This window comes from Mesorhizobium sp. M1182, from assembly GCF_040318335.1.
Lineage (GTDB): Bacteria > Pseudomonadota > Alphaproteobacteria > Rhizobiales > Rhizobiaceae > Mesorhizobium.
This window is the reverse complement of record NZ_JAMYMD010000063.1, coordinates 1-10217: the sequence shown is the minus strand read 5'-3', so window position 1 is coordinate 10217 and position 10217 is coordinate 1. Positions and strand designations below refer to the sequence as shown.

Annotated in this window: 11 protein-coding genes; 4 read left to right on the top strand and 7 right to left on the bottom strand. The window is 63.5% G+C overall.

What is annotated here, in order from left to right:
- Positions 1–212: 212 nt before the first annotated feature.
- Positions 213–1004, bottom strand: a complete 792-nt coding sequence (locus NKH33_RS32810) for an ABC transporter ATP-binding protein (RefSeq protein WP_352471507.1) — start codon at positions 1002–1004, stop codon at positions 213–215.
- A 161-nt stretch (positions 1005–1165) separates the two neighbouring features.
- Between NKH33_RS32810 and NKH33_RS32805 the strand changes: the two genes are divergently transcribed.
- Positions 1166–1570: a cupin domain-containing protein gene (locus NKH33_RS32805; protein ID WP_023675871.1), complete on the top strand. Its 405-nt coding sequence runs from the start codon at positions 1166–1168 to the stop codon at positions 1568–1570.
- 35 nt (positions 1571–1605) lie between these two features.
- Here the strand turns inward: NKH33_RS32805 and NKH33_RS32800 are convergent, their stop codons facing one another.
- The 4 genes from NKH33_RS32800 to aptA are packed head-to-tail and all read right to left on the bottom strand — an operon-like array spanning position 1606 to position 6122.
- Positions 1606–1947, bottom strand: a complete 342-nt coding sequence (locus NKH33_RS32800; protein WP_352471506.1) for a hypothetical protein — start codon at positions 1945–1947, stop codon at positions 1606–1608.
- A gap of 29 nt (positions 1948–1976) precedes the next feature.
- Complete coding sequence (gene hydA, locus NKH33_RS32795; RefSeq protein WP_352851542.1) at positions 1977–3428, bottom strand: dihydropyrimidinase; 1452 nt, start codon at positions 3426–3428, stop codon at positions 1977–1979.
- A 58-nt stretch (positions 3429–3486) separates the two neighbouring features.
- A complete protein-coding gene (locus NKH33_RS32790; protein ID WP_352471503.1) occupies positions 3487–4737 on the bottom strand; it encodes a Zn-dependent hydrolase in 1251 nt (416 codons plus the stop codon).
- A 56-nt stretch (positions 4738–4793) separates the two neighbouring features.
- Entirely contained in the window at positions 4794–6122 is a 1329-nt protein-coding gene (gene aptA / locus NKH33_RS32785) for an omega-aminotransferase AptA (protein ID WP_352471500.1), read from the bottom strand.
- A 241-nt stretch (positions 6123–6363) separates the two neighbouring features.
- On the opposite strand from aptA, the gene NKH33_RS32780 reads away from it, so the two are divergent.
- Positions 6364–7005 carry a TetR family transcriptional regulator C-terminal domain-containing protein gene (locus tag NKH33_RS32780; RefSeq protein ID WP_352503191.1) on the top strand — a complete coding sequence of 214 codons (642 nt, stop codon included), beginning with the start codon at positions 6364–6366 and terminating at the stop codon, positions 7003–7005.
- 101 nt (positions 7006–7106) lie between these two features.
- On the opposite strand, the gene NKH33_RS32775 is transcribed toward NKH33_RS32780, so the two are convergent.
- Entirely contained in the window at positions 7107–7979 is an 873-nt protein-coding gene (locus tag NKH33_RS32775) for a helix-turn-helix transcriptional regulator (RefSeq protein WP_352750218.1), read from the bottom strand.
- A gap of 105 nt (positions 7980–8084) precedes the next feature.
- On the opposite strand from NKH33_RS32775, the gene NKH33_RS32770 reads away from it, so the two are divergent.
- Both NKH33_RS32770 and NKH33_RS32765 read left to right on the top strand, forming a co-directional pair.
- Positions 8085–8936 carry an SDR family NAD(P)-dependent oxidoreductase gene (locus tag NKH33_RS32770; RefSeq protein WP_352923654.1) on the top strand — a complete coding sequence of 284 codons (852 nt, stop codon included), beginning with the start codon at positions 8085–8087 and terminating at the stop codon, positions 8934–8936.
- The gene (locus tag NKH33_RS32765; RefSeq protein WP_352923653.1) at positions 8933–9655 is read left to right on the top strand and encodes an SDR family oxidoreductase; all 723 of its coding nucleotides are present in this window, start codon (positions 8933–8935) and stop codon (positions 9653–9655) included. Before NKH33_RS32770 ends, NKH33_RS32765 begins: the two co-directional genes overlap by 4 nt.
- Before the next feature lie 30 nt (positions 9656–9685).
- Here NKH33_RS32765 and NKH33_RS32760 read toward each other — a convergent pair whose 3' ends face one another.
- On the bottom strand, positions 9686–10063 hold the full coding sequence (locus NKH33_RS32760) for a DoxX family protein (RefSeq protein ID WP_352923650.1): 378 nt from the start codon (positions 10061–10063) through the stop codon (positions 9686–9688).
- Between the last annotated feature and the right edge of the window lie 154 nt (positions 10064–10217).

Genomic DNA, 10217 nt, shown 5'->3' with positions numbered 1-10217 from the left:
CTTGGCCAGCGGCCGCAAGGACCGTGCTCAAAGGCCGGACATATGGACGCAAGCGATCGAAAACGACGCAAAACAACCGTTGCAGACAGGGCGCCGTCCACATATGGATCCTAGGGTCTGCGCAGGCCGCTTCGCGGCTGCTCCGCCCTAGGATGACGAAGGCATGGGGGGCCCCGCTAGCCCCAACGGGGAGAGGAGGGAGTTCATCCCGCTCAATCATCATAGCTGTGCCCTGCCCTCAGCCCGTCGCGCACGCGTGCCGCGATGGCCAGGAACTCCGGCGTCTCGCGGATATCGAGCGGTCGCTTTTTCGGCAGCGTCGATTCTATGACGTCGCTGACACGCCCCGGGCGCGGCGACATGACGATGATGCGCGTCGACAGATAGACCGCCTCGGGGATCGAATGGGTGACGAAGCAGATAGTCTTGTTGGTGCGCTCCCAAAGCTCCAGCAGCTGTTCGTTGAGGTGATCGCGCACGATCTCGTCCAGCGCGCCGAACGGCTCGTCCATCAACAAAAGGTCGGCGTCGAAGGCGAGCGCCCGCGCGATCGAGGCGCGCTGCTGCATGCCGCCCGAAAGCTGCCAGGGGTATTTCTTCTCGAAGCCGCTGAGATTGACAAGGTCGAGGGTTCGCTTGATGCGCGCCGCCTGCTCCGCTCTGGACAGGCCCATGATCTCCAGCGGCAGTGCCACATTGCGCTGGATGGTGCGCCACGGATAAAGTGCGGCCGCCTGGAAGACATAGCCATAGGCGCGGCTCTGGCGCGCCTGCTCGGGCGTCATGCCGTTGACGGAGATGGCTCCCGATGTCGGCTTCTCCAGATCGGCGATGACGCGCAGCAAGGTCGTCTTGCCGCAGCCGGAGGGCCCGATGAAGGACACGAATTCCCCCTTGCCGATCGTCAGGTCGACATTCGACAGCGCCTGTACCGGACCATCATTGGTCTGGAAGGTCAGGCCAAGCTTGCTTGCCGAAACAACGGCTGGAGATACTCCCGTCATCGGCCGTAGCCTGTCGCTTCCGGCCACTGCGGCGCCGGCCGGAATCCCATTGATTTTACCCAGATGTTGCTTTCCACTCGCCCAGTCCTACTCGCCCCAGTTCTATGCGCCCCAGTTCCACGCGCCCTTGTCCCATCAGATAGACGCCCGGAGTTGCCCCGATGTCGCCCAAACCGACTTGCCATCTTATCCGCCCTGAAAGCTCTTATGAAGGCAAGCAGGGCCTGAGTTATTTCGCCGGTATCGCCGCCGAAACAGTCGGCTCGTCCGGCATCTGCATGCATCTGCTGACCATGCCGCCGGGTGCCCGCGCCAAGGCGCATATGCACGAAAACCATGAAACCGCGATCTATGTGCTCTCCGGCGAAGTCCATACCTGGTATGGCGACCGGCTCGAACAGCATATCGTGGTCAAGGCCGGCGATCTTTTCTATATTCCCCCCGGCGTGCCGCATCTGCCGGCCAATCTGAGCGACGGCCCCGCCTCGGCGGTCATTGCCCGAACCGATCCCAACGAACAGGAAAGCGTCGTCCTGCTGCCGGAACTGGATGGGTTGGTCGCCTGACGCCGGCATCGAGGCGGCGGTCGTCATCGGCACCGTCACGAACATGATTTCAGCGGCCCGATCTCCTCAAGGCCGGGAATGGTCACGAAGAAACCGTCCCCTCCTCTGTTGATGACCTTGACGACATCCGTGGTCGTGCCCTTCTCGCCCTCGGCGAAACAGGTGGAGCTCAACAACAGGGTGCCAGGCGCCGTCGTCAGTCGCTGTGCGAACTGGCAGCCGCTGCCATAGGTTTCGACGCCGTCGGCGGTCAGCACGACATAATCGTCGCTGTCCTGATAACCGAGCCGTACACCAGCGCAACCGACCTCATTGCCAAAGGAGCCGGCAAGGACGTCAGCCGCCGCCGGCCCGGCGCCAAGGATCACTGCGGCCATTGAGATAATCGCTCCGTGGCTCGCCAAGCTCAAACGCCCGTCGCCGGAATGCCCGTCCGTTCCACCTTGCGCGGCGCGGAAATTTCCTTCCACGTCGACAGCGCCCGGTTGACCGCCGCGTTCGGCTCGCGAGCGACGAACTCGCCATGGCCGGGCTTCGCCTTGACCTCGTTTTCCTCGATCGACAGTTCGCCGCGCGAGAAGACGAAGCGCGGCAGGCCGGTTACCTCAAAACCTTCGAAGACATTGTAGTCGATCACCGACTGCTGCTTCTTGGCCGTGATCTTCTTCTTGCGCTTCGGGTCCCAGACGATGATGTCGGCGTCCGCGCCTTCGACGATGGCGCCCTTCTTCGGATACATGTTGAGGATCTTGGCGATGTTGGTCGAGGTCACCGCGACGAACTCGTTCATCGTCAGCCGGCCGGTGTTGACGCCGGTCGTCCACAGCACCGGCAAACGATCCTCGAGCCCGCCCGTGCCGTTCGGGATCTTGGTGAAGTCGCCGACGCCGTTGCGCTTCTGTTTGGTGGTGAAGGCACAATGGTCGGTCGCCACCACTTGCAGCGACCCGGCCTGCAGGCCGGCCCACAGCGAATCCTGGTGCAGTTTGTTGCGGAAGGGCGGGCTCATCACCCGGCGCGCCGCATGGTCCCAGTCCTTGTTGAAATATTCGCTCTCGTCCAGCGTCAGGTGCTGGATCAGCGGCTCGCCGAATACCCGCATGCCTTTCTGGCGCGCCCGGCGGATGGCTTCGTGCGCCTGCTCGCAGGAGACATGCACGACGTAGAGCGGCACGCCGGCCATGTCGGCGATCATGATGGCGCGGTTGGTCGCCTCGCCTTCGACTTCAGGCGGGCGCGAATAGGCGTGCCCCTCCGGGCCGCTGTTGCCCGCCGCCAGCAGCTTCTGCGACAGCGCCGCGACCACGTCGCCATTCTCGGCATGGACCAGCGGCAGCGCGCCAAGATCGGCACAGCGCTGGAACGACGAATAGAGCTCGTCGTCATCGACCATCAGCGCGCCCTTGTAGGCCATGAAATGCTTGAACGAGGTAATGCCCCTGTCGACGACGGTGGCCATCTCGTCGAACACCTGCTTGCCCCACCAGGTGATCGCCATGTGGAAGGAATAGTCGCAGGACGCCTTCGAGGTCTTGTTGTCCCACATCTGCAGGGCCTCGAGCAGTGATTGCTGCGGCGCCGGCAGGCAGAAATCGACGACCATGGTCGTGCCGCCGGCAAGGGCCGCGCGGGTACCGGATTCGAAGTCGTCGGCCGAATAGGTGCCCATGAACGGCATTTCGAGATGGGTATGCGGGTCGATGCCGCCCGGCATCACATAGCAGCCGCTGGCGTCGAACTCATGGTCGCCATGCAAATCCGAGCCGATGCCGATGATCTTGCCGTGCTTGAACAGCACATCGGCCTTCCACGTCCGGTCGGCGGTGACGATGGTGCCATTCTTGATGACTTTGGACATTTTCTTGTTCCCTTATTCTCTTCGCGCTTCTTGTGAGCGGCGTTGCGAGGCTATCCCATCACCCCACAATCCCCGCCGTGTCCACCACCGCATGGAACAGCACGTCGGCGCCGGCCGCTGCCCATTCCTTGGTGATTTCCTCGGCCTCGTTGTGGCTGAGCCCGTCGACACAGGGGCACATCACCATTGCGGTGGGTGCGACGCGGTTGATCCAGCAGGCGTCATGGCCGGCGCCCGAGACGATGTTGCGATGCGTATATCCCAGGCGCTCCGCCGCATCCCGCACAGCCTTGACGCAGCCCGCGTCGAAAGTGACCGGATCGAAATGGCCGACCTGATCGATTTGATATTTGATGTCGAGCGCGTCGCAAATTGTGTCGATGCCGTCGCGGATGCGGCCGTCCATGGCGTCCAGCACCTCCTTTTCCGGCGAGCGGATGTCGATAGTGAAGACGGTGCGCCCGGCAATGATGTTACGCGAGTTCGGATAGACCTCCATATGGCCGACCGCGCCGACGGCGTCGGGTTGGTAGTCCATGGCGATCTCGTGCACCAATTCGATCACCCGCGCCATGCCGAGCCCGGCATTGCGCCGCTTCGGCATCGGCGTCGAGCCGGTATGCGCCTCCTTGCCGGTCAGCGTCACCTGCAGCCATTTCAGTCCCTGGCCGTGGGTGACGACACCGATGTCGATGCCCTCGTCCTCGAGGATCGGGCCCTGCTCGATATGCAATTCGAAGAAGGCGTGGATCTTGCGCTCACCGACTTTCTCGGTGCCCTTCCAGCCGATCCGTTCGAGCTCCTCGCCGAATTTCTTGCCGTCCTTGTCGACATGTGAATAGACGTCGGCCTGGTCGAGCACGCCGGCGAATACCCCGGACGCCATCATCGCCGGCGCAAAGCGGGCGCCTTCCTCGTTGGTCCAGTTGGTGACGACGATCGGATGCTTGGTCTTGATGCCGAGATCGTTGAGCGAGCGCACGACCTCCAGGCCGCCGAGCACGCCGAGCACGCCGTCATACTTGCCGCCGGTCGGCTGGGTGTCGAGATGGCTGCCGACATAGACCGGCGGCAGGCTGGGGTCGGTGCCTTCGCGACGGGCAAACATCGTACCCATCTCGTCGACGCCCATTTCGAGCCCCGCCTCATCGCACCAGCGCTTGAACAGATGCCGCCCTTCGCCGTCCTCGTCAGTAACAGTCTGGCGATTATTGCCGCCGGCAATGCCGGGGCCGATCTTCGCCATCTCCATTATCGAATCCCACAAACGGTCTGAATTGATCCGCAGATTCTCGCCGGGGGCGGCCATATTCTAAAACCTCATTGGTTGCGCGGCGTCGAGGGGGAGGGAAAGCTGCACCTGGTTCAATCCACCGCCCTCAGCACTTCGCGCACGTGGTCGATCAATTCGTTGATCTGGCCCTTGGTGATGATCAGCGGTGGCGACAGCGCGATGATGTCGCCGGTGGTGCGGATCAATGCACCGCGCTCGAACGCCTTGACGAAAGCCGAGAAGGCCCGCTTCGTTGGCTGGCCGGCGATCGGCGCCAGCTCGATCGCGCCGATCAGGCCGATGTTTCTGATATCGATGACGTTCGGCTCGCCCTTCAGCGAGTGCAGCGCGTCCTCCCAGTACGGCGCCAGTTCCTCGCCGCGCGTCAGCAGCCCTTCTTCCTTGTAGGTGTCAAGCGTGCCCAGCGCTGCCGCGCAGGCGATCGGATTGCCCGAATAGGTGTAGCCGTGGAAGAACTCGATCATGTGCTCGGGGCCGGTCATGAAGGCGTCGTGGATTTCCTTCTTCACGAACACCGCGCCCATCGGGATGACGCCGTTGGAGACGCCCTTCGCCGTGGTCATGATATCCGGCGTGACGCCGAAATAGTCGGCGGCAAACGGCGTACCGAGACGGCCGAAACCGGTGATGACTTCGTCGAAGATCAGCAAGATGCCGTGCTTGGTGCAGATCTCGCGAAGCTTCTGCAAATAGCCCTTCGGCGGCAGGATGACGCCGGTGGAACCGGCAACCGGCTCGACGATGACGGCGGCGATGGTCGAGGCGTCGTGCAAGGCGACGATGCGCTCCAGCTCGTTCGCCAGTTCCGCGCCATGCTCCGGCACGCCCTTGGTGAAAGAGTTCTTTTCCGGCAGATGCGTGTGGGGCATGTGATCGACGCCGCCGAGCAGCGTGCCGAACATCTTGCGGTTGGTGACAATGCCGCCGACGGAGATGCCGCCGAAATTGACGCCGTGATAGCCGCGTTCGCGGCCGATCAGACGGGTGCGCGAGCCCTCGCCTTTGGCGCGGTGATAGGCGATCGCCATCTTCAGCGCGGTCTCGACCGATTCCGAGCCGGAATTCGTGAAGAACACATGGTCCATGCCCTTCGGCGCGATGTCGACCAGCCGGTTCGCCAGCTCGAACACGATCGGATGGCCCATCTGGAACGCCGGCGCATAGTCGAGCTCGGCCGCCTGGCTCTGGATCGCCTCGGTGATCTTCGGGCGGCAGTGGCCGGCATTGACGCACCACAGGCCGGCGGTGCCGTCGAGAACCTTGCGCCCGTCGCTGGTCGTGTAATGCATGTCCTTGGCCGACACCATCATGCGCGGCGCCTGCTTGAACTGCCGGTTTGCCGTGAACGGCATCCAGAATGCACTGAGATCGTTCGGCGTGACTTTCAGCCGGTTGGACATGACCGAGACTTCCCCTTGTAACCTGTTTCGGTGCGGCTAACGCCTGGTCTTTCCAACTTGGTCTTCGCGACGTTTTCGTGCTACGCAAATTTTTGACCGGTTGGACAAACGTTAGCACCGCCTTATCAGCGGTCAAGGGATTACTAGCGGAAATGCGGCTTTCGAAGTGCGCTCCACAGGGCGGAGAAAAACTGGTCCAGAGAATTGGTCCAGACACTCCCCGCAGCGAAGGTTTTTCGAGGTGACGGATGCGGTCGAAAGCTCTGCTCCTCGCCGCACCCGCATCCAGGTGGAAAAGCGCGAGCTCATCCTCGAGGCGGCGCTCGAAGTCTTCTCGACCAACGGTTTTCGCGGCTCGACAATCGACCAGATCGCTGAAGCCGCCGGCATGTCGAAGCCGAACCTGCTCTATTATTTCCGCCGCAAGGAGGACATCCACAAGACGCTGATGCAGCGGCTTCTCGACACCTGGCTGGCGCCGCTGCGCGAACTCGACGATATCGGCGACCCCTTGACCGAACTGCGCAGCTATATCAGGCGCAAGCTCGAAATGGCACGCGATTTCCCGCGCGAGAGCCGGCTGTTCGCCAACGAGATCCTGCAGGGCGCGCCGCGCATCATGCCGATGCTGGAAGGCGAGTTGAAGACGCTGGTCGACGAGAAGGCCAATGTCATCAAGGGCTGGATGCGCGCCGGCAAGATTGCCCGCACCGACCCCTGGCACCTGATCTTCTCGATCTGGGCGACGACGCAGCATTATGCCGATTTCGACGTGCAGGTCCGCGCCGTGCTCGGCCCCGATCGCGGCGGCGACGGCCGTTTCGAGGATGCCGCAAGGTTTCTCGAGCAGCTGTTCATCGACGGGCTGAAGCCGAAGGGCTGAGGCAGCTCGGCTGTCGCAAACCTCCCCCATTGCTTCGTCATCCTGGGGCGCAGCAAGGAGCGGAGCGACGCAGCGCAGACCCCAGGATGACGAAGCTGGGCTCACGCGCTGCGCCGCTCGGCCGGCAGCGCATCGAGCAGCTTCTGCAGCTTGGCGATCGAGTTCTGCTCGGCGAGCGGCGTGTAGACGATCAGCTTCATGTCCGAGCCGTCGTCGATCGACAGGCTCATATGCTCGAACGCCATGGCACCCGCTGTCGGATGCCTGACATGCTTTACACCCGACAGGTTACGGGCCACGTCGCGTAGCGGCCACCAGGCGCGAAACTCCGGGCTCGAGCGCGTCATCAGCGCGATCAGCCGCTCGAAATCCGGATCGCCGACATATCTGGCGCTTTCTGCCCGGAATGACGCCAGCACGGCACGTGCCAGTTCCTCCCAATCAACGAGCAGGCGCCGATGCTGCGGGCTGGTGAAAACCATATGGACGATGTTGCGGGCATCGCCCTCCAGCAGGCCATAGTCGCCGAACACGGCTGCCGCGGCAGAATTCCAGGCCAGCACGTCCCAGCGCCGCCCAAGGACATAGGCCGGCTGCAGGACCAGGCTCTGCAGCATGTGCAGCAACGGGCTATCGACTTTTTCCGGCGCGTCGACGCGACGCTCCGGCTGCGGGCGGCCGGCAAGAATGAACAGATGCCGTTGCTCGGCCGTGTCCAGGCGCAGCGCCCGGCTGAGCGCCGTCAGCACTTCCACCGACGGCCGAACGTCGCGGCCCTGCTCCAGCCAGGTGTACCAGGTCGTGCCGACGCCGGCGATCATCGCCACCTCCTCGCGCCGCAGCCCGGGCGTGCGCCGGCGCAGGCCGGTCGAAATGCCGGTGGCCGAAGGCGTCAGCCTTTCGCGCCGCGAGCGCAGAAAGGCGCCAAGCTCGCGGCGGCGGCTGTCTTCGGCGGAGTGTGTCGGTGAATCCATCGGTGCTATTATAGCAGTATCGATACCAGGATAAAGTTTGAACTGTTTGGCAAGTGGCCGGTGCCCCATCTTTCCGTTCAGAGCGATGACATGGAGGCTCTGAACATGGAACTGAAAGATAGGACAATCCTCATCACAGGATCGACTGACGGCGTCGGCCGCGTCGTCGCGCAACGGCTCGGCGCCGGCGGTGCCCGTATCCTGGTGCATGGCCGCGACGCGACTAGGGGCAAGGCGACCGTGGCCGAAATCGAAGCCGCCGGCGGCAAGGCCGAGCTGCTGGTCGCCGACCTCTCCTCCCTGGCGGAAGTCCGCCGCCTCGCCGAGGCGGTGCGCGCAAGGACCAAGCGACTCGATATCCTTATCAACAATGCCGGCGTCGGCACAGCCGGCCCCAACTCCAAACGACAGGTTAGCGCCGACGGCTACGAGTTGCGCTTTGCCGTCAATTATCTCGCCGGCTTCCTGCTCACCATGGAGCTGCTGCCGCTGCTCAAGTCCAGCGCGCCGTCGCGCATCGTCAACGTCGCCTCGGCCGGCCAGCAGGCGATCGACTTCGACGACGTCATGCTGACCCGCTCCTATGACGGCGTCCGTGCCTACTGCCAGAGCAAGCTGGCGCAGATCATGTTCACCATCGACCTGGCGGAGCAGCTGAACGGCACCGGCGTCACGGTCAACAGCCTGCATCCGGCAAGCTACATGAACACCACGATGGTGCGGCAGGCGGGCGTCACACCCTGGAGTTCGGTCGAAACCGGCGCCGAAGCCATCATCAATCTCGCCACATCGCCCACGCTGGAAGGGCGAAGCGGCCTCTATTTCGACGGCCAAAGGGAATCCCGCGCCGATGCGCAAGCCTATGACGCGAAGGCGAGGCAGCAGTTGCGTGAATTGAGCCTCGGTCTTGTCGGGCTCGCACCCGCTTCCGCAACATCGAAGAAAGAAAATTCATGACCGAGAAAACGCAGCACGCCGTGATCGTCGGTGGCTCCTCCGGCATCGGCCTCGCCACCGCGACAAAGCTGCTCGGCCCGGGGATGAAGGTGACTATCACCGGGCGCAGCAGGGAACGGCTCGACAATGCATGGCAAAGCCTTGGCGGCGCTGTCGGAAAAGCTGCCTTCGATGCCGCGAAGCCGGACGAGGTTCGCCGGTTCTTCAACGATCTCGGCCCTTTCGATCACCTGGTGCTGGCCGCCAGCGGCGGCAAGGGCCTCGGCGCGTTCGAAACGCTTGACCTGACCGACATCGGCGGCGGCGTCGACGAGAAGGTCCGGCCACAGCTCTCCTGCCTGCAGGCCGCCTTGCCGACGCTGAACAAGAACGGCTCGGTGACTTTCATCTCGGCGGTGTCGGCGCAATTGTCGGCGCCGGGTGTCGCCGGCATCGCCGCCGTCAACGGCATGCTGCTGACCGTGGTGCCGATCCTGGCAATGGAGCTGAAGCCGCTACGCGTCAATGTCGTGGCGCCGGGCGTCATCGACACGCCGTGGTGGGATTTCCTGCCCGATGAACAGCGCCATGCGGTGTTTGCCGAGTATGCCGGCAAGACGCCGGTCGGCCGCATCGGCCGCGCCGAGGACGTCGCCGAGGCAATTGCGTTCCTGGTTTCGAACAGCTTCGTCACCGGCCAGGTCCTGACCTGTGATGGCGGCTTGCGGTATGCGGCGTGAGCGGCTGCCTCCAAGAGGCATCAGTCGTTGTCAAAGCGACTGCGCGATCAGCGCCAGAAATCCTCCGGCCAGCGCGACGTTGCCGACAAAGCCATTGATGCGGGACGCGCGCTCCGGGCCCTGATTGTCCCAGAAGTTATGGAACATCGGCGTGGCGACGATCAGGAACAGGATCAGGCATGCCGCCGCCGGAGCGGTCCAAATGCCCGCGGTCACCAGTGCTCCGGCAATGATCTGCAGGACGATCCCCAGCCAAAGAACCAGCCGTGCCTGCGGCACGCCGCGCGTCGTCATCAATTGGCTCACCGACGCCGCGTTCTGAATGTTGCGCAGGCCGGCAAAGACAAAGGCGCCGCCAAGCAGCAGGCGGGCGGCGAATAGGACCTCACTATCAAAGTTTGAAAACATGCTGTCGGGTCCTTGGGCAGAAAAGAGGCGGGGGGGGGGCGGGCCGCCCCCCCGGGGGGGGGAGGGCGGGGGTTGGTAAAAAAAAACACCCCCCCCCCCACCACCATAGAGGGAGGGTGGGGGGGTGTGGGTTAAAAAAAAAGAGGTGGGGGGG